The organism is Winogradskyella sp. (assembly GCF_045105575.1).
Classification (GTDB): domain Bacteria; phylum Bacteroidota; class Bacteroidia; order Flavobacteriales; family Flavobacteriaceae; genus Winogradskyella.
In genome coordinates this window covers 18,806-42,384 of record NZ_JBGCDQ010000051.1, presented here as the reverse complement: position 1 = coordinate 42,384, position 23,579 = coordinate 18,806, and the positions used below count along the sequence as shown (strand labels likewise).

Annotated in this window: 21 protein-coding genes; 15 read left to right on the top strand and 6 right to left on the bottom strand. The window is 32.9% G+C overall.

The window, feature by feature from the left end; translation table 11 throughout:
- The 7 genes from AB8B52_RS12605 to AB8B52_RS12575 all read left to right on the top strand — a co-directional run.
- Positions 1 to 309: FIST C-terminal domain-containing protein (locus AB8B52_RS12605; protein ID WP_406028649.1), on the top strand; the 309-nt coding region annotated here is incomplete at its 5' end.
- A complete protein-coding gene (locus tag AB8B52_RS12600; protein WP_406028647.1) occupies positions 310 to 1,467 on the top strand; it encodes an ATP-binding protein in 1,158 nt (385 codons plus the stop codon).
- Positions 1,468 to 1,486: 19 nt separating this feature from the next.
- Positions 1,487 to 1,771, top strand: coding sequence for an Hpt domain-containing protein (locus AB8B52_RS12595; RefSeq protein ID WP_406028646.1), 285 nt, complete (start codon positions 1,487 to 1,489; stop codon positions 1,769 to 1,771).
- 11 nt (positions 1,772 to 1,782) lie between these two features.
- Positions 1,783 to 2,496, top strand: coding sequence for a LytR/AlgR family response regulator transcription factor (locus AB8B52_RS12590; RefSeq protein WP_406028644.1), 714 nt, complete (start codon positions 1,783 to 1,785; stop codon positions 2,494 to 2,496).
- A 297-nt stretch (positions 2,497 to 2,793) separates the two neighbouring features.
- Positions 2,794 to 5,397: a T9SS type A sorting domain-containing protein gene (locus AB8B52_RS12585; RefSeq protein WP_406028641.1), complete on the top strand. Its 2,604-nt coding sequence runs from the start codon at positions 2,794 to 2,796 to the stop codon at positions 5,395 to 5,397.
- 694 nt (positions 5,398 to 6,091) lie between these two features.
- Positions 6,092 to 6,772 (top strand): DUF433 domain-containing protein, encoded by a 681-nt coding sequence (locus AB8B52_RS12580; protein ID WP_406028640.1) that lies wholly within the window; start codon positions 6,092 to 6,094, stop codon positions 6,770 to 6,772.
- Positions 6,769 to 7,188: a hypothetical protein gene (locus AB8B52_RS12575; protein ID WP_406028638.1), complete on the top strand. Its 420-nt coding sequence runs from the start codon at positions 6,769 to 6,771 to the stop codon at positions 7,186 to 7,188. Before AB8B52_RS12580 ends, AB8B52_RS12575 begins: the two co-directional genes overlap by 4 nt.
- Positions 7,189 to 7,232: 44 nt before the next feature.
- On the opposite strand, the gene AB8B52_RS12570 is transcribed toward AB8B52_RS12575, so the two are convergent.
- Positions 7,233 to 9,296 carry a tetratricopeptide repeat protein gene (locus AB8B52_RS12570; RefSeq protein ID WP_406028636.1) on the bottom strand — a complete coding sequence of 688 codons (2,064 nt, stop codon included), beginning with the start codon at positions 9,294 to 9,296 and terminating at the stop codon, positions 7,233 to 7,235.
- A 155-nt stretch (positions 9,297 to 9,451) separates the two neighbouring features.
- Between AB8B52_RS12570 and AB8B52_RS12565 the strand changes: the two genes are divergently transcribed.
- The 3 genes from AB8B52_RS12565 (at position 9,452) to AB8B52_RS12555 (ending at position 12,474) form a co-directional block, all read left to right on the top strand.
- Positions 9,452 to 9,742, top strand: a complete 291-nt coding sequence (locus AB8B52_RS12565; RefSeq protein WP_406028634.1) for an STAS domain-containing protein — start codon at positions 9,452 to 9,454, stop codon at positions 9,740 to 9,742.
- A gap of 30 nt (positions 9,743 to 9,772) precedes the next feature.
- Complete coding sequence (locus tag AB8B52_RS12560; protein WP_406028632.1) at positions 9,773 to 11,020, top strand: oligosaccharide flippase family protein; 1,248 nt, start codon at positions 9,773 to 9,775, stop codon at positions 11,018 to 11,020.
- A gap of 251 nt (positions 11,021 to 11,271) precedes the next feature.
- Positions 11,272 to 12,474, top strand: a complete 1,203-nt coding sequence (locus AB8B52_RS12555) for a glycosyltransferase (RefSeq protein WP_406028630.1) — start codon at positions 11,272 to 11,274, stop codon at positions 12,472 to 12,474.
- 124 nt (positions 12,475 to 12,598) lie between these two features.
- Here the strand turns inward: AB8B52_RS12555 and AB8B52_RS12550 are convergent, their stop codons facing one another.
- Genes AB8B52_RS12550 through AB8B52_RS12540 form a run of 3 tightly spaced genes read right to left on the bottom strand, consistent with a single transcriptional unit; the run spans position 12,599 to position 18,412 of the window.
- Positions 12,599 to 14,113: a cellulase family glycosylhydrolase gene (locus tag AB8B52_RS12550; protein WP_406028628.1), complete on the bottom strand. Its 1,515-nt coding sequence runs from the start codon at positions 14,111 to 14,113 to the stop codon at positions 12,599 to 12,601.
- Positions 14,106 to 15,323 (bottom strand): hypothetical protein, encoded by a 1,218-nt coding sequence (locus AB8B52_RS12545; protein ID WP_406028626.1) that lies wholly within the window; start codon positions 15,321 to 15,323, stop codon positions 14,106 to 14,108. Before AB8B52_RS12545 ends, AB8B52_RS12550 begins: the two co-directional genes overlap by 8 nt.
- Positions 15,323 to 18,412, bottom strand: a complete 3,090-nt coding sequence (locus AB8B52_RS12540) for a hypothetical protein (RefSeq protein ID WP_406028624.1) — start codon at positions 18,410 to 18,412, stop codon at positions 15,323 to 15,325. The genes AB8B52_RS12545 and AB8B52_RS12540 overlap by 1 nt, the downstream gene beginning before the upstream one ends.
- Before the next feature lie 183 nt (positions 18,413 to 18,595).
- On the opposite strand from AB8B52_RS12540, the gene AB8B52_RS12535 reads away from it, so the two are divergent.
- From AB8B52_RS12535 to AB8B52_RS12520, 4 genes are read left to right on the top strand one after another with little or no spacing between them, the layout of a single operon-like run.
- On the top strand, positions 18,596 to 19,783 hold the full coding sequence (locus AB8B52_RS12535; RefSeq protein ID WP_406028622.1) for a response regulator: 1,188 nt from the start codon (positions 18,596 to 18,598) through the stop codon (positions 19,781 to 19,783).
- A 12-nt stretch (positions 19,784 to 19,795) separates the two neighbouring features.
- Positions 19,796 to 20,281 (top strand): family 2 glycosyl transferase, encoded by a 486-nt coding sequence (locus AB8B52_RS12530; RefSeq protein ID WP_406028620.1) that lies wholly within the window; start codon positions 19,796 to 19,798, stop codon positions 20,279 to 20,281.
- Positions 20,282 to 20,300: 19 nt separating this feature from the next.
- Positions 20,301 to 21,302: a type I phosphomannose isomerase catalytic subunit gene (locus AB8B52_RS12525; protein ID WP_406028618.1), complete on the top strand. Its 1,002-nt coding sequence runs from the start codon at positions 20,301 to 20,303 to the stop codon at positions 21,300 to 21,302.
- Between the two features lie 59 nt (positions 21,303 to 21,361).
- Complete coding sequence (locus AB8B52_RS12520) at positions 21,362 to 21,937, top strand: PhnA domain-containing protein (RefSeq protein WP_406028616.1); 576 nt, start codon at positions 21,362 to 21,364, stop codon at positions 21,935 to 21,937.
- Between the two features lie 2 nt (positions 21,938 to 21,939).
- Here AB8B52_RS12520 and AB8B52_RS12515 read toward each other — a convergent pair whose 3' ends face one another.
- Complete coding sequence (locus AB8B52_RS12515; protein WP_406028614.1) at positions 21,940 to 22,074, bottom strand: hypothetical protein; 135 nt, start codon at positions 22,072 to 22,074, stop codon at positions 21,940 to 21,942.
- A gap of 406 nt (positions 22,075 to 22,480) precedes the next feature.
- Between AB8B52_RS12515 and AB8B52_RS12510 the strand changes: the two genes are divergently transcribed.
- A complete protein-coding gene (locus AB8B52_RS12510) occupies positions 22,481 to 22,813 on the top strand; it encodes a hypothetical protein (protein ID WP_406028612.1) in 333 nt (110 codons plus the stop codon).
- Between the two features lie 295 nt (positions 22,814 to 23,108).
- On the opposite strand, the gene AB8B52_RS12505 is transcribed toward AB8B52_RS12510, so the two are convergent.
- Positions 23,109 to 23,579: a YybH family protein gene (locus AB8B52_RS12505; protein WP_406028610.1), complete on the bottom strand. Its 471-nt coding sequence runs from the start codon at positions 23,577 to 23,579 to the stop codon at positions 23,109 to 23,111.

The window sequence follows — 23,579 nt, the reverse complement described above, 5'->3', positions numbered from 1 at the left end:
GACAATACCTTAGTAGATATTCTTAATGGAAGTGAAAACTCATTAATAGAAGCAGCAAAAAATGCTGCATTAGAAAGCCTTAAATTTGCTGAAAAGCCACGAAAAGCGATTATTATAGATTGTATTTCTAGAATTTTATTTCTAGAAGATAATTTTGAAAAAGAACTCAATGCTATTACAGCAACCATTCGTGATAGATTTCCCGATGTGTCAATTGGTGGTGCACTAACGCTAGGTGAAATATCATCTTATGGCGAAGGGTTCTTAGAGTTCTATAATAAAACAGTAGTTATCGGTTTGTTTGAGTAAATGAAGTTAGATAATAACATATTAGAGATTCTTCCGCTATACGAATATGCCATGGCTATCGGTCAATCGTTAGATTATAAAGAAAGTTGTGATTTATTTCTAAAACTAATTTTAAGACGCAAAAATTTAAACGCTGCATGGATTCTAGAAAGAAAAGAAAGCCAGTTTATTTCAACTTATTCTATTCCGTTAGGAAGGCAAATTATTACAACATCAGATAACAGTTTTCTAGAAAGTTTCGAGAATTATACACTTACTCAGGTTAATACTTCGATTTCTAAATTAATACCAATTGATATTAACTCGGGCTATTTAGCCATCTTTAATTTAAAAGAGCAAGGCTATTTGTTTCTATACTCAAAAGTAGAAAAGCTAAAAGCAAAAGACTTATTGCAATTGCAACCTGTAGTTGATAAATTTTCTATTAGTCTTAAAGCTTGTAAAGCGTTTAACCGACAACAAGTTTTATTGAGTAATCTTGAGTTAAGAAACCAAGAGTTAAGTGATTATGCACATATGGTGTCTCACGACTTAAAATCACCTTTACGAAGTATAGATACATTAACAGCTTGGCTCGGTGAAGATTATAAAGCTACTTTCGATGAGAATGGACAGAAAACATTAAAGCTAATTAGAGGGAATGTAGAAAAAATGGATACACTAATTAATGGTATTTTAGAGTATTCTACAATTGGCAAAAATCAAATAGAAGTCTATGATGTTAATCTCAATAACTTAATTGATAATATTATAGGGATATTTCAAGTACCAAACAACATAAGCATAACAAAAACAGATCTGCCAGTAGTAAAAGGTGATAAGTATAGACTTCAACAACTGTTTCAAAACCTAATAGGTAATGCCATTAAATATAACGATAAAGTTAATGGTCTCATAGAGATTGGTGTTACCAATACCATAGACGTATGGGAATTTTACATTAAGGATAATGGTAAGGGAATTGACGAAGTTTATTTCGAAAAGATTTTTAAAACCTTCGAAAAATTAGAGAATGATATGCAATCAACAGGTATTGGTCTATCAATAGTTAAAAAAATAGTAGATCTTTATGGTGGTAAAGTTTGGTTAACATCTGTATTAGGTGAAGGCACTACATTTTATTTCACGTTAAAAAAAGAACCTAATGGAGAAGCCTAATTTATCATACATACATAGCATGTCTGGAGGAGACAAAGCTTTTGAAGAAAAGTTAATTGGCATTATTAAAGCTGAGTTTCCAGAAGAGAAGAAAGTGTACTTCAATAACATAGCAGCTGAAAACTACAAACTTACCGCTGAAAACGTACATAAACTTAAACATAAAATTAGTATTTTAGGTCTTGAAAAAAGTTATGAGACTGCAGTAGCTTTCGAAAATAATTTGATTGAGGGAAATACTAAACTTCAAGAAGAATTCGAATCTATTCTCACCATCATGACTAATTACTTACAACAGTTATAATTAGAATTTACATGAATTGTATTATTATTGATGATGAAGCTACTGCAAGAGCCATAATAGGTCAATTGTGTTCTAACGTCGCCGTTTTAAATGTTTTAGAGGAATTTCCAAATGCCATGCAGGCCATAAAATATTTGAATTCTAATGAGATAGATTTAATTTTTTTAGACATTCATATGCCAGATTTTACGGGTTTCGATTTTATTGACACCATTAAAAATCCACCAAAAATTATACTTACAACCTCAGATCCAAATTTTGCCATTCAAGCCTTTGGGTACGATTGTATTGTAGATTATTTGGTAAAACCGATTACACCAGAGCGTTTTCAGAAAGCGATTGATAAAGCAGAAGCGATTAAACCAGCAGCACCTGCTGAAACATCGTCCTCAAGTCAGGTAGAAACAAGTTCTGGTAATGATTTGTATGTTAATATTGATAGACGTCTTATTAAAATAGATATTCCTAGTATTTATTTAGTAGAAGCTAAAGGCGATTATATTCAAGTGAAGACTGAAGATAAAAATTATACGGTTCACTCTACTTTAAAGAAGATAGAAGATAAATTACCAGATAGTTTATTTTTAAAAATTCACCGTTCGTACATTATTAACGTCGATAAAATTATTGATATTGAAGATAATAGTGTGTTGATTAAAAAAGATGTTATTCCTGTAAGTCGTTCTAACCGACCAGAATTGATGAAACGTCTTAATTTACTATAATATTTAGCAGATCATTCTCGTTAACGTCAGTTCGAGTGATTTGTATTTGAATTTAGCGTAAGCGAATTTCAATTACAAATTGTATCGAGAACTTTGCTTTGTAAGGTTGTTCTCGATATTAATTCAACTCACTGTCATTCCTCGAATTCACTCGAACTGACATCAGAATCAAACACATAAAAACCATTCATCGATAGTAAAGAGCGACCCAACGTTGTCTTTGTTGTACCAATCGAAAATCACAAAAAAGAGCCTAGTATCGAAGTAAATTTGTATCAGAATCAGATAGATAAATCGATGATGAATACATTTTACACTTTAAAAAATCAATTAATTTTAAGCTTAATAGTTGTATTAAGTTTTAGCACGCAAGCGCAAGAGGCCATCCCATTTAATTGCGATTTCAATGCTTATTTATTTCAATACAACGATGTGTATGCCATTGATTTGGCATCTGGTAATTCTTACCAAGTTGCACAAGATGTTACACCAGGAAATATAAACGCAGCAGCCTACAATCCTGCAGATGGATTTATTTGGGGTTCTTTAAGTATACCAGCAAAAACTATTGTTAGAATAGGAAAAGACTTCAATACAACTTCATTTTATATTGACGAGCTTCCTTCAAATGGTCGTTATGTTGGTGATGTAAGTTCTGAAGGTATTTATTATTTAAAAGCAGGAGGAACGACTTACTATAAAATAGATTTAGATCCAGAATCGCTAAACTATACTGAGCACCAAGCTACTGAAACATTGTCTCAGAATATCAGTATTCACGATTGGGCATTTAATGCGGTTGATGGTCAATTATACGCTGTAGCAAAAAGCTCTAATATTTTATATAGAATTAATCCTGAAAACGGTGTTGTATCTGCTTTAGGCGTAGTGCCAATTTTAAACGGATTAAACTATACCTACGGAGCAGTTTACTTTGATAACGAAGGTCGTTTTTATGTGTCAGCCAACCAAACAGGAACTATATATGTGATTCAAGCGGTTCAAACTATTGAAACTGTAGATGATATTGAAGCTAATTTATTCGCTTTCGGACCGTCTAGTGCCAGTAATGATGGAGCACGTTGCCCAACAGCACCAGTTTTACAAGAAATTTGTGATAATGGTATTGATGATGATGGTGACGGACTTATAGATTGTGAAGATCCTTCATGTTCTGGTTATGGAATGTGCGATACCATTGAGCCACCAACATCTGGAAGTAATGCAGGTGGATTAGAGAGTAACAATAGACTGTCTGAGCAAATCAACAAAAGAAACTTTAATAGAGCAAAAACAGGTTATACATTCGATAAAGCTACAGCTCCAAGAGTTACAAGAGATTTTAGTTATGCGCAACGTAATGCTAACACTAATTTTGTACTGCAAGATTTTATTCCTTTAGATGTTATAGATGAAAATGAAGTGATTGACGCGTCACCAGAAGATTTAGTAAGCATTACAAACGCAACAGAAATTTATGGAGTAGATTATTTAAGAAATGATATTCCTGTAGCATCTATATTAGCTTTAAAAACCGAGAATGGTGTTTATGAGCACACAAAATATATCTGTGATCGTTTGTTGGGAGCAGAATTAATACAGGTATCGACCATAGATATTAATGAACAATCCTTTATCAAGTCAATCATTAAAAATGTAGATGGCACTTATGAGTTTGTATTAAGTTTAGCTGCAAAAGTAATTAATGATGGAGCTAATTTTTCAGTAGAGAGTCACTGGAATTTAGATCAGTACGAGGAAAACGTAACATTTTATAATTTCCAAATTTGGTCTAATACTATAGATAACCTTTACAGTTTAGGCGAAGAGGTTTTAAATCTTTTAAATGTTGAAAAGCCAATTATTGAGTATAATAATTCAACACCACCAACTGTATTTGTTAGAAAAGGACAATACATTAATGGAGGTTTAGATTTACAAATTATTAACACCAATGCAACAGAAAGTGTAACCTTAGATGCTGGTTATAGAGCAACGGAAACAGAAGCATTTGATACACTAAACTCAACTATAAACCTAACAGGATATATTACTAATGTTACAGTTGATACAGGAAATTTATTTGATATTGGTTTTAGAATTGGTGATGGTACGGCAACACCAGATGATTTATTTATGTCAGACGGACCTTGGGGAATTGATGCTGCACAACCAGATACTTCCGTAAGTCTTTACGAGGTGACAACGAATGATTTTGACTTTGATGCTAATGATTTTCCAATAGAGCGTAATGTAAATTTAAGAGGAATTACAAGTTCTTACCTGGCGACTTACAGAGCTTTAACACCACGTTTTAAAGCCGTAGATCTTACCGATTACAATAGCTTTAAGTTTAGGGCTGAGGGTAATGGTAATTTAGAAATCACTTTTGTAAAGCAAAGCATTACTAATTGGAACGATCAATATAAAACCACCATTGCGTTAACAAGTACATCTCAAGATTTCGTAGTGCCCATCTCTGATTTAATTTCTAGTAATGGATCTGATGCTGTACTAGACGATGTCCTTACTATTGTATTCACAATGATTGCCGAAGATGGCACTCCAACCACAAAAATAGTAGCACTTAATAATTTACGTTTCTCTCAGGACAGTGCTCTATCTATTACAGCCTTTGAAACAGAGCAAATGACCATAAGAGCGTTTCCAAACCCAATGACAACAAAAGCCACAATTACCTTTATGGCAAGCCAAAACGAAACGTTAAGTTTTGCCATCTATAATCAATTAGGAAAGCAAGTTTATAACACAACCTATAATGCTGTTTCTGGTAAAAATAGCATCACTATAAATAGAGCGAACTTAAGTTCAGGTTTATACTTCTGTAAAATCTTTAGTAGTCAGAATAACTTTAATCCCTTAAAACTGATTATTAAATAGCCTTAAATTAATATCTTAACCTACTTGAGGCAAGAGCGTAAGCTTTTGCCTTTTGTTATTTGTGATGGTTTTGTCATTCTGAGCATTCCGAAAATTATCGAAGTCGAAGCCTCTATTTTGTGATTTAGAGCGTAGCGAAGAATCTCTTTTATTGAAGTTCTAATTTCTGTAGATTCTATGGTCATACTTCCTTCTGAAAGATAAAGTGTTCTGTGTTTTTTTGTTGTAGTATTCTGTAGTAATAGATAAGATAAACCATTCGCCGACAGTAAATGGACACCCAACGACGCGAACATTCCATAGAGCGAAAATTTGAAAATAAGGACGCATTACTCGCTAAATTTGTATTAGAATAAAATGATAAGCTAATCCCTTAATTCTGATTATTAAATAGCCCTTGATTAATAGCAATACCTACTTAGGCAAAAGCGCAAGCTTTTGCCTTTTTTTTGTTTGTAGAGGTTTGGTTGTGTCATTCTGAGCGTAGTGCAGAATCTTATTTTACTTTGTTTTCAATTTCTCTAGATTCTTCGGTCAGGCTTCCCTCGAATTACAGAAGGCTTTTTAGAATACGATAAATTTTTCTTAAAGGATTTAAATGTAAATAATATATCAGAATTGAATTTTTTATTGATGACATAATGTTAAATAGAAATAGAATTCCTAGAAATATTCGTAATATTGAAATATAATTATGATGGATTTCGAAAATATACCTAAAATAGGAAATGGCAGCTTTACTGCGGTAGAGATCGCCGATATTCTGAATATTGACTATCACCAAGTACATCGATGGATAAATATTTACTGGGATGGAAAGATAGGAAAGGAATATGGTTATAAATATTCTTGGTTAACAGATGGAAAACGAGCAGTAAGCTTCCACACATTTGTCGAATTTTATATAATGATGCAGTTTTCTGAAGCAGGAGTAAAACCTAAGAAAGTATTAGATGCGCATAGAGAATTATCTAAAATTTTTAATACCCCTTTCCCTTTTGCAAAACGAAAAGTTTTACAGAACATTCATACCGATAAAAAAACAATCTTTTTTGACTTTGAAGGTTCTAATATGACTTTGGATGGAAGCAAGCAATTTAACCTAAATCTTATTGAACAATTTTTTATTAAACTTGATTTTAATAGTGACGATTTAGCTTCTAAGTATTATCCATTAGGAAAAGAAAAATCTATTTTGGTCGATCCAGAACGAAAATTTGGACAGCCCGTTTTTAAAACACATAACACTTTTCCTGATATACTTTATAATCACTATAAGGCTGGTGATAGTTTGGATTATATTGCTGCTATTTATGAACTAGACAAAGCTGATGTAAAAGATGCAATTGCTTATAAAACTCGTAAAGCAGCGTGACAGTTTATTTTGATGAAAATATGCCACCTCATTTAGCGAGAGGATTTCATGTTATTCAAAACGTTGAAAATCTTAAACGTAATAATCGTACAGTAAACATAAAACTTTTAAAAGACGATTTTGGCACTGGCAGTAAGGATTTAGAATGGATACCAAAACTTAAAGGGACAAACTCTTTCATAGTTACACGTGATATACATTTGGATAAGCGTAAGGATGAAATTGCTGCTTATCATGAAGCTGATATCGGATTGTTTTTTATTCGTGGCGCCTCTAAAAAAACAAATTTAACTGTATGGGAAATGTTGCTTATTCTATCTCGGCAATGGGAAGAAATGATTAAAATAATGAAAAAAAGAAAAACACCTTTTTCATATAAAGTCACCTATGGCGGAACTCCAAAGCAATTAAGATAAACTAATTTATTTGCTTAACTACCTAAGCAAAATATACAATCTAGTTACTTCCTAAACACAGCCCTATTCAAAAACTGCCATTTAAAACGTACACCCACTTCAGTAAATGTAAAACCAGCAGCAGTTGCTGAGGCAATATTACTTCGTGTGCCATAAACATTTAATAAACTACGTTCAGAGAATTTGTAGCCAAAAGCACCTTGTACGCGATAAGCCGTTTGCTTTTCATCATCTTCAATAAATTGGTACCCAAAAGCAGCGGTAACATTATAAAACCATTCTTGTGGTTTTGCAACAGCTTCGTCTTTAATGATATTTACAAAAACTTCATACGCATTAAATTTTTCTGGGCTAAAATAGATGGTTGGTACTTGATCTTTAAACGTAATGTACTGGTAATTGAATCCTACTTTTAGAGCTGGCTTTGGTAATAAGTTATAGTACAACGACGTAAATAATAAGTTTCTGCTGTTACCATCGTTTTGTGCCGTGTGCATAATTTGTGTAAACCAACCTAAATTAAAATTTGTACCAAGGTTATAGTTAGCATACAGATTGTTTTGTACCAACTCACGGTCTAAAAGATCGGCATTAAAACTTTCAATTTGGCGTTTATAACCAATATCTAAAGTTTGTAGTTTAAACGACTTAATATTAAATGACACATCAGTGATGAGTTGTTTGTAATCTGTAGTTTCTGCTTTTGCAGACGTAAGGCCAGCAGTGCCTTTAAATGTAATACTAGGAATTAATTGGTAAGCTAAGCCTAAAGATAAATTACTAGAGGTAGCACTATTATTAGTAACGGTGTTATTTGTAGTTCTGTAATTGTAGTTTCCTAAAAGACTAAATTTAGTAGATAAGGGAAAGATAACATTATTATTAAAAGAATAGGCTTTATTATCGCCATTATCAAAGGTATGTGCTCCACTAGATTCTAACGTTGGTGCAAAGCCAATATCCATTTTATTAATAAAGTTAACCGCATCTTTTTGGTTATCGTAAAACTTCAAAGTGTTTTCGGCAGAAGTATAGGCATCATCATAACGGCCCAAGGCTTTTAAGACATTTGCTTTTCCTAAGTTACCATCAAAAGACGTACTGTCGTTTTCTAAGATCTTATTATAGTCTACTAAACTCTTTTTAAAATTACTTTTGTAAATGTTTAAGGTTGCACGTAAAGCTAAAATCCAATTCTCGTTAGGTTGGGTTTCGGCTAATGTATCAATGAGGTTTGTGGCTGCTTTGTATTTTTTATTCCAAATTAAAGCTTGTGCATAACGCTCAGTTGTTTGCTTCGTAATAGTTTTAGACGTGTTTTCATTAAGACTTGTGTAAGCCTCAGTACTTATATTTAAAGCGTTCTTCTCTTTAGTATTTAAGTGTTCTACTAAAGCCAACCCGTTTAAGGCAATAATTTTATGCTCAGGCTGTTCACCTAATCGGTTATAGATGGCTTTGGCATTTTCGAGCTTATTCCATATTAAATATAAATTAGCAAGATTTAATAAAGTGTCTTTATCATCACCAAATAACTCCAGGTTCTTTGTTAAAAGTAACTCGGCTTTATCATAGTTCTGCGCTTGCTGGTTTTGGTAGGCATAACCTAAATAGATATACTTTTTAGAGTTTAGTGCATTTGGGTTGCCTGGTGAAACTTCTAATGCTTTGTTTACATAAGTAAGCGCATCTTCATATTCCTTTAGGTTAGAAAGCGTATTAGCAAAACCTAATAGTGCAGCAAAGCTTTTTGAGTCTTCAGTAACTAAACCTTTATAGTAGGTTTTAGCAGCCGTAAAGTTGCTATTCCATAATAAGGACTCACCATAATTTAGTTTTACCTCAAAATCATTTGGGTAATCGCTTAGCAAATCTGTAAACAATGCATTTGCTTCTGCTGCTTTTCCGTTGAGACCTATGGCACGTCCATAACATAAGCGTGCGGTCTTATTAGTAGGATGGTCTTTTAATATGGTATTAAAGAATGACTCGGCTTGTGCATACTTACCGGTTTCTAAATACGTAAAACCTTCTTTCATGTTTTGAGCAGTTGCGCTAAAAACGATTAAGAAAAAGCTAAGGTTTACAAGTGATTTTAAAGTGTTCATATCTGTATCATTTTACTTACTGCAAGTTACGGTGCATATGTCCTCCACTCATCTACAGCAATCTACCGTCCGTCGAAATAGAACGCACATACATGGAAATACTCTAGATATTTGCGTCAGATTTAAACAATTAATCACAAAAAAGTAACAAAATTATGGCACTTACAATTAGAGAAAAATTAGGAGTATTTTTAGTAGAAGGAGTACTGAATTCAGCGACTGCCAATTCATTTAAAGACAGATGTGAAGCACTTTTAAATACAAAAGGAGAACTCACAATTCATATTGAAAACGTAACAGAAATTGATGATTATGGAATCCATGTGATACAAACACTATTTAAGAATGCAAAACAAACAAATAAGGGTTTTATGGTCATTGGTCATATAACTGAAAATATTTACAATCGCTTACGTAATTTTTCAGCAGCGGCAATAGCAGCATAAAATAAAATTTTAAAACTAAAACAAAACGACATGCAATTATTAGCAGTAATCAAATCCAGAAAGTTAACACCAGAGCAATTATTTATGATAAGCGTTCTGGCTGTAAACGGAGGTAACTATTTATACAATCTTATTTTAGGTCGTTTATTAGGTCCTACACAATTTGCAGACGCAGCAGTATTAATTACATTTTTACTGGTACTCTCATTTGTGGCAATGACGTTTCAATTGGTTACCGCAAAATTCTCAGTTTTATTTGAGAATAGCATTTTCGCTAATTTTATTTCTAAAGTTTACAAACAAGCGTTTGCAGTCGGTTTACTTCTAGGTTTATTAATTATTGTTTTTGCAGAGCAATTAAAAGCACTTTTTAATACGGAGTCGGCAACTATGTTTATCATTTTTGGTTGTGGAGTGCCACTTTACTTTTTAATGAGTGTCAATAGAGGAGCGTTTCAAGGAAAGAAGGCTTATAAATCCTTATCGATTACCTATCAGTCCGAAATGTTAAGCCGCTTATTAATTACGCTAGGTTTAATTTTAGTATTCAATATACAATCGTCTGCAGTTATCGCCATAGGTATTGCTTTATCTTTTGTGTTTGGTTTGTTTCCTTTTAAGTTGAAACAAATTAGCTTTAAAAAGTCAATCCCATTAGAAGCGGAATACAGCAAACAAATTAAAAACTTCTTTTTACTAACTGCTTTCTACGAACTCACTCAGATCATCATTAATAATAGTGATATTTTACTGGTAAAACATTATTTTGATGCGCACGAAGCTGGTTTATATGCTTCATTAGCCTTAATAGGTCGTATCGTTTATTTCATTGCTTGGATGTTTGTAATGTTATTATTGCCAGCAGTTGTAGAGTTGAAGAAAGAAGGCAAAGAAACAGCATCTGTATTGTTTAAGTATGTTGGTTATATTGCTGCCATATCTATCATCATTGTGGTGACCTGTTTATGTTTTCCTGAGTTGATTATAAACATTCTTTTTGGTGAAGACTATATCGCTATGGCACCTTTATTATGGAAATATGCAATTGCGACATCCATGTTTGCGGTCTCAAATATTTTCGCTTATTATTATTTGTCTTTAGATAAATATGTTCCCGTAATTATTTCTGGAGTATTCGGTATGTTACAAATGGTGCTTGTTGTTTTTTATCACGATTCATTAGAACAGGTTGTGCATATGCAAATTATTGCGATGATTTTGTTGTTAGTTATACAGATTGGCTTTTTTATGTTTGATTCAAAAGTGAAGAAAAAATAGTTTTTAGAGCGTTATGTCATTTAGAGCGATTGTGTCATTCAGAGCGCAGCGAAGAATCTCATAATAACTAAGATTAATTTAAACAGATACTCTGGTTATACTTCCCTCTGAATGATAATAAAAAGGCCTAATCTAAAGTAAGACGCCATTCGTCTACAGTAAAAGTCGTCCTATCGAAACTCTTAAAAATCAACGCTATAAAACCTCAAATTTGTACTGTAAATAATAACAAACATTAAAACATACACAAAATGAAACTAGCAATTGTAACCGCATATCCACCAAGTAAAGTCACGTTAAACGAATATGCATACCATTTAGTAAAGCAGTTTAGACAAAACCAAAACGTAACAGAATTAATCTTATTAACAGACAGAACGGAAGGCGCAAAAGATATCAACTTTACAGAAGCTGGTTGTAAGATTACGGTAAAAGAATGCTGGTCGTTTAATAGTTATAAAAATATTTTTTCAGTAACAAAAGCGATAAACCAAACGGCACCAGATTCTGTATTATTCAATTTACAATTCATGAAGTTTGGTGATAAGAAGATAGCAGCAGCACTAGGATTAATGCTACCGCTAGTATGCAAACTTAAAAAGATACCAAGTATCGTTTTATTACACAATATTCTTGAAGAAGTAGATTTAGGAAGTGCAGGTTTTACATCAAATAAACTAATGCAAAAGCTTTATGGATTTATTGGAACTAGCCTAACGAAGCTCATATTACAAGCAGATACAGTTGCGGTGACCATGCAGAAGTATGTAAATATCTTAGAGATGAAATATTTAGCAACAAACGTAAAATTAATACCACACGGAACTTTCGAAATTCCAGAAGAACCAAACTACAGTTTACCAGAAGGGCCTTTGCAAATTATGACTTTCGGAAAATTTGGAACCTACAAAAAAGTAGAAGGCATGATTGAAGCTGTGGAAATGGTAAGAAAATCTACAGGATTAGATTTAGAGGTTGTTATTGCAGGAACTGACAACCCAAATGTGCCAGGATACTTAGCAAAAGTAGAAGAAGATTATAAGCATATTTCACAAGTGCGTTTTACAGGTTATGTAGAAGAAGAAGATGTACCAGTACTATTTAATGAAAGTGCTGTAGTTGTATTTCCATACACATCTACAACAGGAAGCTCAGGAGTATTGCATCAAGCTGGAAGTTATGGTAAAGCGGTTGTAATGCCAGACTTAGGTGACTTAGCTTTGTTAGTGCAAGATGAAGGCTATCAAGGTGAATTTTTTGAACCAACTAGTGTAGAAAGTTTAGCAAAAGCAATTGAAGCGATTGTAACAAACGAAGCACATAGATTAAACTTAGCTAAAACTAATTATAAAGCTGCAACAGCGCATCCAATGTCTCAAATTGCGCAATTATATATCGAAACGTTTCAAGATATTATTAATAGCAAATCTGGCTTAGAAACTATGTTTTCATAACACGCAATAGTTAGCGGTTTGTCATTCAGAGCGCAGCGAAGAATCTATAAATTTTGAAATGAGATTCTTCGCTTTGCTCTGAATGATATCTGTACTTCAAATATTAGTTGAAGAAACAAACGATTTAATTAGAAATGTACTTAAAAGAAGCTTTATTATTTCCTTCTTCATCTATAAATCCAAAGTGCTTTTGAGCATTTTGTCGCCAAGGAAGTCGTCCAACGACTTCCTTTGGTATATCGTCAAAATCGTACAATGTCCAGGACATAAAAGAGATATTATTTTCAGTAAATACAGATTGAATGGTTTTATGATACTCAGCTTGGTCGTCTTCTGAATTCCCAAAAGGATTCCATAAACCGCTATAAGAGGATACGCCAAACTCTGTAATAACAATAGGTCTATCTGTAATTTTTGTTTTCAAATCTTTAAATGTAGCATCTAAATCATCAAGATTTTCGTAATAATGAAACGAAACAAAGTCTAATTTGTCTTTTAAAATGGTACTACTTTTAGCATTAGACCAACCGATGGTTACGGCATGATTTGGATCTTGAGCTCTTACAAAATCTATCATTTTATCTAACCAAGCGGTTACGAGCTGTTCACCACGAGATTCAAAATCTAAATTAGGCTCATTTTTAATATCCCAAGATTCTAAGGCTTTATGATTTTTTAAGGTATTCACAATTCGTTTTGCATGGTGTTGTGTAAGTGTCCAATCGAGTACAGAATAATCGCCATAGAAATCAAAAAGGGTCACCATCACCTTTAAGTTTTTTGCCTCAGCAAGGTCAAGTACTTTTGTGAGCTGTTCTAGTTTTTTTACATCCACATTAGATTTTCCAAAACCGTCATACGGTACAAAAATACGGATGCTATTTAAACCTGAATTTTTAATAATTTCAAAATCTTTTTCAATAATACCTTCATCAAAACCATCACCAAACATATCCCAAGGGTTGGCTTGTGGATAGTAGTTAATACCCTTTAATTCAGAAATTTTTAGAGGTTCATTTTGTTTTTTAACAACATAAGGTTCACTTTTAATTTTTACCAAATGCCTAATACGCCAAAAGCCATCTTCTAATAAAAGCGTGACTTTATAACTCGATTTTTCAGTAACTTCTGTAATAAGTGTTTCACCACTAAAAAGGCGTTTAAATTCTATAACATCATGATCTGTTAAAACTGCGAGTTGGCCATCTTCACTAAAGAATTCTAAATTTGGGTGATGTTCTAAAGTTGTCGCCTCAATTGTGGTTTTATTTTCTGAATTAATAGCTATAATAGAATAGATGTTTTCACTAGCACTATCTGTATAATAATCATCAATGCCTTTTTTTGTATTTGTTTTAAATGCTACATATTTTACATACCAAGCGTCTAAATAATCGTTTTCTATTTTATTTAGTGTTTGCTCATCTATGGCTCTACCTTCATTAGTTAAAGGTGCCCATTGTATTTCAGGCAAGTATTGATCTACTTGTTTAATTTCTGTGTGCAACATTTTACTGCGATCTGCACCTGTGTTGAGGTAACTGTACAAAGCACCAAAACCATAAATCACTAAAGCGATAATGATAACGTAAGACAATAGAAGTAAACCTCGTAATATATTTGTATTTGTCTTACTCATAGCGTACGTCCTCATAAGTTTTTGTAATACCAGCAGCGGTAAATACGAGTTTATAATTGCCTTTTGAAAAACGATCAGGATTCAAATGAAATTTGGCCATACCATTAAGTGAATTTTCAATAGACTCATCTTCTAAAACACCATTTTTATAGATGGATAATTGCACATGTAAGCCATCAGGTATACGCTGATTCATAAAACTTTTTAAAGGACCGATGGTGATGGTGCGTTTGTCTTTAGAAAACACAACGTTATAATCTTCAACAGCTTGTTTATACTCTAAAACAATGGTATTACTATTTGCCATGCCTTCCACATAAGCTTTAACCGTCCATTGATCTTCATGGTCTGGTTGTACTAATTTTGCTGTTGCAATGCCATTAATTGTTGTACCAGAGGTTTTAGATTTATAACCTTTTGTATTGGTGATAAAGAAGGTGACAAAAGTACCATCGCTTACGATATTATTGTAACGATCTCTAATAACTGTAGTTCTAAAAGTGGTGATTTGATTGCCATCGGCATACTCATGAATGCGCTCTGCGTTGATTTTAAAATTTGTTGGAATTGCAGGCACAACATTCACATCATATTCTTTTGAGTTTAAGTCAAAACTATCTGAACTGATAAGTATGCGACCGCTTTTGGTTTTTGAATAGATGTTTTTGTACCCAAAACCATGTTCAGTAAATACATCTGAAGCATTCTGATTTGATAAAAATTGATGCTTTATCACAACTTTTGTGCTGTCGATAAGTGGATTGTCTAAATCATCTGTCGGTATAACGACTAACATGGTAAAATCCGTTCCGCCAGCTTCAATACTTGGTGGTCCTAAATAACTCTCAATAGTTTTAATATTGGCTTTTGGTAAAATGTTTACTTGACCTGCAAGTTCAGTTGTATCAGAAATTAACTGCCAATTTAATACACCAGATTTTTTTGAAATCGATTCTGGAATTGTGAAATTTAACCTATTCTCATTAGTAACAGGATTCAAAACAACTGAACCATAAGAATTAGAACAATATAAATAAACATCAGTATTACCAGTAATTGAAAATTGTAATTCAATAACATCACCAGCCGTATATGAGCTTTTTTTAGAAAGTAATTTATAAGCATCAGACGTTTCATTAGTCTGTAATGCAACGGTTGTTGAAAGCAGAAGAAATGAAAATAGCGCTATGTATAAATACTTAAATCTCATTAATTAGGATTACCAATATAGGTGTTGATTTCTAGTTTTACGAATTTAAAAATAGGATGATCTATGGCTTGTAACTCTTCATTATTATGATTTAAAATGCGGTCTGAAACAATTTTATCTGCAATACTTTCATTTGGTAAACCATTGACAAAACAATTCGTCATATCATTATTTATAATACGGACCGTTTTATTAGTTAGTATAGGATATTGAAAGGGTTGCGAACGTTGCTGACGAATGCCTTCTTTTACAAAAAGATGATCTACCCATATTAAGACTTTATTTTCATCATAATATGAAATTAATACTTGCGGAATGGTCACTTCCTGAGTACCACCATTAAATAACGTTCCTGAAATATGCGAATCCGTAATCGCTGTTATATTCGCAGTAGTGCTTTTAAATAAGTCAGATCCTGAAACATTTCCTGCAGCCTGAAGGTTGAATTTAGTCGGTTGTTCTTCAAATTCAATGGGTGTAAATTCATCTGGGTTAAACGTCTTTGGGATAGAATCTTGGGTTTTAGACCAAGCAATCCCTTCAAAATTAATTCTGAACGAACTGACCTCTTTGGGCATTAACTTGTGTTTTAAATGATATTTAGCATTGTAGGTTGCCAGCGCTTTATTGTCATCATTATAAAGTGTGCCTTTTAGAACCACATCTGCTGGTACGTTATCTATATTTTGAACTTCACCAACGAGCGCATAGTGGTTTTCAAACTTTACGAGTTTGGCTGATAAAATTTCAAGTACAGGTTGTTTTAAAACATCTTCATGATGCGTTTGTTCTGTGGTAATGCGACGTCTTCCTTGGTTAAAATAATTGGTAGTATTACTAGAATATAATTGGTCTGGTGGCAAATCTAAATCGATATCTTCAGGTTCGATGTACCATTTTCCGTCAACCTTAATTAAAGTCTTATAATCTGTTTTTTTAATTTTTTCTAAAGGTGTAATCCAATCGGTAAATACTTTTAAACTTGCTAAACTATCGGTTTTACTTATGGTTTCTGTTGTAATCGCATCTAACTTTGCATAAGAACTTAATAGACCATCTGTTACAGAAATTTCTAACATGTACTGCGCTATTGGTAAATCACTTTTTGGATTGATAAGGCTGTGTGCTTTTTCAAATTCCTTAAAATCTAATGCATCATAGTAGGCAAGAATAGCATTTTCTGGTGAGTGATGCGATTCGTTTTTAATATAAAACAGGTATGTCCCATAACAGACAATAAGGGCTAAAATTACAGACCAGATATGTGTTAGTTTTAAAACACCATGAGAAAACTGAGTGTAGTTATTTTTAAAGTTGAGATAAGCTGGTATGCCTTTAGCTTTCGTTTTTAATAAACGGACAAGAAGCATTTGTATGTTTAAAATAAAGGCGATTAAAACAGTTAAGAACGGCACAATTCCCCAAAGTATTTTTTGCCACGTACTGACATCTTCTTTAGGTAAGATGGAAGATAGTGGTGGCACATTGAGTTTTTCCCAAACCATAATCCCGTTTTCTAACTGTCGTAAACGTTGCCAGCCGCAATAATATAGTATAGGATCGTAAAATTTATCGTTAGAAAAAATATACTTGAAGTTATACTTTTCGGGTGTGGTCAAAAACTGCTGTAAAGAGCCAATACCTTCAACACCTTTAAATTTTGAATTCTCTAAACGCTCGATTGGTCGTGTTGTTAATTCCGGTAAGCGTCTTGCAGAATGGTAATTTCCATCTACAGACATGGCATTGGTTTGTGCAGATAACCAAGCCATCTGGTCACCAAAACCTAATGTCATATAGCGCCATTGATCGTGCTGATCTTGGTTAAGGAAATTTACAATAGGCAGCATTTTAATTTGTTGCGGCTGCGACGGTTTAAAGTAGCTTAAACTCATGGTAAAAATTGTCATGAACAAAAACAAACCTGCTAAAATTCCGCCTGCAATGCGATGATAAACAGCACCAAATTTAGCTTGAATCAATGTTTTTAAATCACCTTCAACAAAGCGGTACGTAAACTCACCAAAAAGCGGAAGAGACATAATAGAAGCCCAAAGTGTAAAACGGTCTAAGGTTAAAATATTAAATGCGGTTTCGCCTAATACAAGTCTTGGAATTGGTGTAGTGCCGCCTGTGCCTAAAACAACTAAAATGGTCATAGACAAACCAAAAAATAAATAACGTTTACTGTAATATCTGTGAAATATATAAGGTAAAATAATCAATAAAATACCCCAAGGAATTAAAAAGAACACCAAACCAGAAGATGTTATTTCTAAGAAATTATCTCGCGAGCCATGCGGAATTGGCACTTGAGTAATTGGGTTGTTTTTAGAATTAATCCAATATGGTAAAATGCAACCTATTATAATCACTAAAGACAGCATTCCAAAACTGATAATACGCTTAAAAAGTTTAAAGAAGGTGTTTAAAAATACTTTAAAAGTAACAGCCTTCATTGTTTCAACTGTATCTCTCGAAGCATCCATAATTACCATACCTATTAACGGGAATATAAAAAATATCATTCCGAAAATAGGTGTCACATGATGCGAAGTAACCGTTACAGCAATCAATGATAATGAGGTAGCCAAGTAGCGTAATTTTCCTGTTTTTAACCACAAATAAATTTCTGGTAAGGAGTGCATTAATACTGAAATGCCAATGATACTTGGCAGTTGCCCAAAGACGTGCAAGGTTTCAACAAACGAGGAAGAAAATACCGCTAATAGTGCAGCGTAACCTGCCACAGTTCGATTAGAGGTCATTAATAAGGCAAACCTATAGACACCCGTTATAAATAAGACAATACCTATTAAAGCGACGGTAAACATACCGAATTTTAAACCACCAATAAACGATAATGCAGCAATAGATTGATGCACCAAAGGCGGATAACTCATAACCGTAAAGCCTGTGTACCATTTATAGTTCCAAGGCTCAAACCAGCTTGTTGCATAATGGTCTGCAAAGAATAAATGGATTAGTGCATCGTAAGTCGTTTCTAATGTGAAGAATATAGACGTACCATGAAATGCTATACCAATGAGTAAAGCGGCTATTAAATATTTATTTGAAGTGTTTTTCATGTAAAACCTTGATATTACTATCAATACTGTAAAGATATATAATTTAAATAGCGCTACGATTTTTAATTATCTATAGTAATCTGCCATTCGTCTACACTTGGTCTTAGGTTAAGCTAAATTTAGAATTTAGAGGCATCTTCTCAAGTAAATTTGTCTTGTAATTAACAATTAAAAACAACTATTATGAAGATTTTAGCGATAGACGATCAACAACTAGTATTACTTCCATTACAAAAACGATTGTCGGGTTTAGGATACGAAGTAAGAATAGAAACGGATGCTTCAAAAGGATTAGAGATCTATGAAGAATTTAATCCAGACTTAGTTGTCGTTGATATTAATATGCCAGGTGTTTCTGGTTTAGATGTCGTAAAGCATATAAGATTTTTTAAAAAGGATAAGACACCAGTAATGGTTTTGTCCGGTAATACGCAAGATTTTATAATTACAGAAGCTTTTGAATTAGGTATAAACGATTACATGAAAAAACCATTAAGCCTGAACGAAATTTGTGCAAGGGTAAAAAATTTAATCGGCTTACCAAAAACATCGAATGGTGTGAAAAGTAATTCTAACATCATGATTCAACAACGTTGTGTTGGAGTCGTAATTCCATGTTATAACGAAGAAGAACGTTTATTAAGTGATGAGTTTTTAACCTTTATTGATAAAAATTCAGGTTACCATTTATGTTTCGTAAACGATGGAAGTAAGGACAAGACGTTAGAAGTCTTGCACCAATTACAAAAAGGGAGAGAAGATTTTATCACCGTTTATGATTGTGAGAAAAACGGCGGAAAAGCAGAAGCAGTTCGTTTAGGTATGTTATACATGGCAAAGAAAGAAGACTTAGATTACATCGGGTTTTTAGATGCAGATTTATCTACAGACTTAGCCGATTTTGATGATTTGGTAAAAACAATTGAAACTTCTGATTTTAAAATTGTGAGTGGATCTCGTATTGCAAGAATGGGAGCCAATATTACTAAAGAATCTGCAAGAAAAATTATCAGTTTAACGATTAACTTTATAATCAGAAAGATTTTATCAATGGATTTTAAAGACACCCAATGTGGTGCTAAAATTTTTCATAAAGATGTTATTGATATCGCATTTGGTAAAAAATTTGTGACACAATGGATTTTTGATGTAGAGATTTTTAAAAGAATGACCATTCACTTTGGTCTTAAAAAAGCCAAAGCAATGCTTTGTGAACAGCCTTTAAAACGATGGATTCATGCAGATGGTTCTAAACTCTCTATGAAAGATTCCGTAAAAATTGTTGGACAATTAGGTCAGATCGCTTGGGTGTACAGATCAAAAAAATCAGTTGCTAAAGCTACGGTTTCAACAAAATTAAAAATTGCTTAATCAGAGACTAAGATGAAGATAGGAATCATCATAATATGTCATAATAACGAAGCGCAAATAGATAAGGAGTTTTTAACGGAACAAATTAACGCTTCTGCAACTATAGAACTCTGCTTCGTAGATAATGATAGTAGCGACAGTACATTAACGCTTTTAAAAGATGTAAAAGAAGTCTGCGCATCGCACTTCTCAATTGTAGAAATAAAGAAAAAAACATCTGAAGTCGCAGCTAAAAGAGCAGGAGCACGCTATATGTTTAATCAATTTAATTTAAAACATATAGGATTTGTAAATGTTACAGAACTGCGAAACAAAGGACTACAACTCAGTACAATCATTGAAAATTTATGTTCAAATAAAGCTGAACTTATAGATTTAAATTTAAAAACAATTGAACAACAAGATGTAAAACAGACCTTGTTTAAAAGTGTTTTTTCATTGGTCGATTATCTAAAAAATATAAATAAAACTATTAACCATCTAAACCCAAGTGTTTAGCAAATAAAATAAAAAAATCATGGAAGCATATCCAATAAAATTTAACCCAATACTTAAAGAGAAAATTTGGGGAGGCGAAAAATTGTCTTCAATCTTAAATAAAAAATCAGATTCTAAAAATGTAGGCGAGAGCTGGGAAATCTCAGGCGTAGATGATAATATTTCGTTAGTATCTAACGGTTTATATAAAGGAAAGACCTTAAATGATTTGATTTCAAAATATAAAAGTGAATTTTTAGGTCAAGAAAATATCGAGGTGTTTGGAGAGAATTTCCCACTATTGATTAAATTTTTAGATGCAAAAACAAATCTATCTGTGCAAGTACATCCTGACGATGCTATGGCAAAAGCAAATCATAATTCATTCGGAAAAACAGAAATGTGGTACATTATGGATAGCGATGAAGATGCAGAAATTGTCTTGGGATTAAAGAATAATGAGATAGATAAAACTATTCTAGCAGATATCAATGCCTCAAATGTAGACGCTATTTTTAATACTGAAAAAGTAAAACAAGGCGATAGCTATTTTATTCCAGCAGGAAAAATACATGCTATTGGTGCTGGTGTTTTGGCTGCCGAAATTCAACAAACAAGTGATATTACGTATCGTGTTTATGATTGGGATAGAAAAGATGATAACGGCCAACAAAGAGAATTACATACAGAATTAGCGCAAAAAGCAACAAAACCTTTCGCTTCAAACAGAAAAAGTGATTATGTTTTAGAGCAAGACAAAACGACCAACCTTGTAAACTGTGATTTCTTTACTACTAATATTTTTGAAGTTAAAGGTCCTCAAAAAAGAGATTACTCAAATAAAGATTCATTTGTCATTTTTATGTGTGTTGAAGGTAAAGCTGAGGTTACTGTTAATAATCAAACGGAGTTTGTCTCTATGGGAGAAACTATTTTGATTCCGGCAAATAGTGCATGTGTCACTTTTAATTCTCAAAATTCAAAATTTTTAGAAGTATTTATTGACTCTAAGGGTTCAAACTTCAAAAGAATAGCATCATAGTTCTTGTTTATATCTAGATACTAAACCCTATTGTTATATTTGTGGCTATAAAATGAGCCATGAGTTTAGAAAGAGAATTACAAAAAAGAAGCAATAGTACGTGCGAGTTATGTGGTAGTGTAGAAAAGTTAGCTGTTTACAATTTGCCAGAAGCAAAAGAAAGCGAAGCCAAATCAGCGCTTTACGCTTGTAATATTTGTGTAGAACAAATGGAAGATGCCGAAAAGATCGATGGGAACCACTGGCGCTGTCTTAATGATAGTATGTGGTCTGAGCACGATGCTGTAAAGATTATGGCTTGGCGCATGCTCAACCGAATTAAAGCAGACTGGACGCAAGATTTATTAGGTATGATGTATATGGAAGAAGACATCTTAGAGTTAGCTAAAGCCTCAGGAGACGGAGAACCTGCGGCAGACCAACTGATTCATCGCGATGTAAACGGTGTGGTTTTAGCGCATGGCGACTCTGTGGTTTTAATAAAAGATCTTAAAGTAAAAGGATCTAGCATGATTGCTAAACAAGGCACTGCTGTTAGGAATATAAGATTAGATCACGAAAATGAAACGTATATAGAAGGTAAAGTAGGCCCAACAAGAATTGTAATTATTACCGAGTACGTCAAGAAATTATAATATTATTTTTTCTTATTGAAAAAATCAAAACTCAACGGAATTAAAAATACCATAAACAAATACTGCCCAGTGACTAAACCGTAAAGGGTTATTCCGGCAAGGGCAATCATAATCACAACTTTGTATTCGTACTTCATTTTCATGCTGTAAAAGTAAAGTACTTATTTTAAAATCTTCAAAAATTACATAAAAGGTACTCACTAGTTAAAAAAATCTGAAAACAAAGTGGCATCCTATGTATAGACGGATCAATTTATATCTTAAATTGTAGGTTCTATCAATTTTAAAAGTAAATCTTCTGAACCTTTATATGTAAAGGTTTGTACTGCTGTTTTTTTTACAATTAATTAATTTTTGCGGCGTGTAGTTCATCGAAAAAACAAACAAACCAGTCCGAATTATCTAGTCTAAATTACAGTTTGTCGATTATATATTTGAGACTTTGAGATTAGTTCGATATTGTAGTCATACCTCTAAATAATAGCATAAAATTACAGATTAATAGCCCTAATTTATTATTTGAACGCCTTAACATTATTTATTATGGATTTAGAAATTACAAGTTACAACAACCGTTTTCAAATTAAAGGCACCCTTAATAAGGTGAATTTAAAAACCTTCAATGCACATTTTGCTAATATTTTTGATAAGTTAGATGACGTCTTACTAGATATTGAGCGCGTTAAAGGCATTGATAGAGCAGGTGTAATGGCGTTAGCAAAATTACACAATGAGTCTATATCCAAATCGAAACGTCTTTCGATTATAGGTCTAGGTTGTAAAGAATTATACCAACACTTCAAAACAGAAGACGCACCAAAAGCTAAGGCAAAAGCCGAAAATATGGCCATATCTGGTAATATTGTAGCCGCTTAATCCACTTTTTTCATATATATTAAATAAAGTGTTTCCCATTCATCTATGGTGATAGATAGGTGTTTCGGATACACTTTATTTTTTAGTGAAACTCTAAATTTAAATAAATTACGAAGTGATTTATTCAAATTTAATTAGTTGAACTCATCCCGATTTTTAGCGGGATCTCATAAATCATATTTTTTTTGATATGAATTACACGAAGTATCACTAATCAAATTCTGTATTTTGAAGACCTTATTATTCGAATGGATTTGATTTTTCCTAATTAATGATTTGTTGTTCAATTTCAACTTCAACAAGACATATCCGCTACGATTTTCCATTCTCCGTCTATCTTTTTAAAGATAATGATGAAAACACCATCTGCATTACCAACGTCGCGTTTTAGGTGGTATTCTCCCATAACCCAATAGTTGTCTCCTTCAATATTAGAAATATCATTAATTACAAAGTTAAGTGTGCCACTTTCGGCTTTGGTTGGATAGCCTTTTTTGTAATTGTCTAATGTATTCTGCCAGCCTTTGGTAAGTCCGTTACTGCCATAAAATTTTAAAGCATCATTGTTCCAATACCCTTGCATAAAGCCTTTTAAGTCGTGTTTATTCCACGCAATTTCTTGTGCTTCCATGACCAATCGTATACCTGCTTCAGCTTCGGCAAGATGCTCAGGTGTCTGAATTTTATTTTCTGTAGTTAGATCCGCTTTAATACTGATACAACTCATTAATAAAAAGGCAAAAATTATAGTATAGATAGATCTCAT

What these genes read in the sequence shown, in the direction of transcription:
- AB8B52_RS12600 (WP_406028647.1), top strand. Translation starts at nt 310, where the DNA reads ATGAAGTTAGATAATAACATATTAGAGATTCTTCCGCTATACGAATAT.
- AB8B52_RS12595 (WP_406028646.1), top strand. Translation starts at nt 1,487, where the DNA reads ATGTCTGGAGGAGACAAAGCTTTTGAAGAAAAGTTAATTGGCATTATT.
- AB8B52_RS12590 (WP_406028644.1), top strand. Translation starts at nt 1,783, where the DNA reads ATGAATTGTATTATTATTGATGATGAAGCTACTGCAAGAGCCATAATA.
- AB8B52_RS12585 (WP_406028641.1), top strand. Translation starts at nt 2,794, where the DNA reads ATGATGAATACATTTTACACTTTAAAAAATCAATTAATTTTAAGCTTA.
- AB8B52_RS12580 (WP_406028640.1), top strand. Translation starts at nt 6,092, where the DNA reads ATGATGGATTTCGAAAATATACCTAAAATAGGAAATGGCAGCTTTACT.
- AB8B52_RS12570 (WP_406028636.1), bottom strand. Translation starts at nt 9,296, where the DNA reads ATGAACACTTTAAAATCACTTGTAAACCTTAGCTTTTTCTTAATCGTT.
- AB8B52_RS12565 (WP_406028634.1), top strand. Translation starts at nt 9,452, where the DNA reads ATGGCACTTACAATTAGAGAAAAATTAGGAGTATTTTTAGTAGAAGGA.
- AB8B52_RS12560 (WP_406028632.1), top strand. Translation starts at nt 9,773, where the DNA reads ATGCAATTATTAGCAGTAATCAAATCCAGAAAGTTAACACCAGAGCAA.
- AB8B52_RS12555 (WP_406028630.1), top strand. Translation starts at nt 11,272, where the DNA reads ATGAAACTAGCAATTGTAACCGCATATCCACCAAGTAAAGTCACGTTA.
- AB8B52_RS12550 (WP_406028628.1), bottom strand. Translation starts at nt 14,113, where the DNA reads ATGAGTAAGACAAATACAAATATATTACGAGGTTTACTTCTATTGTCT.
- AB8B52_RS12545 (WP_406028626.1), bottom strand. Translation starts at nt 15,323, where the DNA reads ATGAGATTTAAGTATTTATACATAGCGCTATTTTCATTTCTTCTGCTT.
- AB8B52_RS12540 (WP_406028624.1), bottom strand. Translation starts at nt 18,412, where the DNA reads ATGAAAAACACTTCAAATAAATATTTAATAGCCGCTTTACTCATTGGT.
- AB8B52_RS12535 (WP_406028622.1), top strand. Translation starts at nt 18,596, where the DNA reads ATGAAGATTTTAGCGATAGACGATCAACAACTAGTATTACTTCCATTA.
- AB8B52_RS12530 (WP_406028620.1), top strand. Translation starts at nt 19,796, where the DNA reads ATGAAGATAGGAATCATCATAATATGTCATAATAACGAAGCGCAAATA.
- AB8B52_RS12525 (WP_406028618.1), top strand. Translation starts at nt 20,301, where the DNA reads ATGGAAGCATATCCAATAAAATTTAACCCAATACTTAAAGAGAAAATT.
- AB8B52_RS12520 (WP_406028616.1), top strand. Translation starts at nt 21,362, where the DNA reads ATGAGTTTAGAAAGAGAATTACAAAAAAGAAGCAATAGTACGTGCGAG.
- AB8B52_RS12515 (WP_406028614.1), bottom strand. Translation starts at nt 22,074, where the DNA reads ATGAAGTACGAATACAAAGTTGTGATTATGATTGCCCTTGCCGGAATA.
- AB8B52_RS12510 (WP_406028612.1), top strand. Translation starts at nt 22,481, where the DNA reads ATGGATTTAGAAATTACAAGTTACAACAACCGTTTTCAAATTAAAGGC.
- AB8B52_RS12505 (WP_406028610.1), bottom strand. Translation starts at nt 23,579, where the DNA reads ATGAGATCTATCTATACTATAATTTTTGCCTTTTTATTAATGAGTTGT.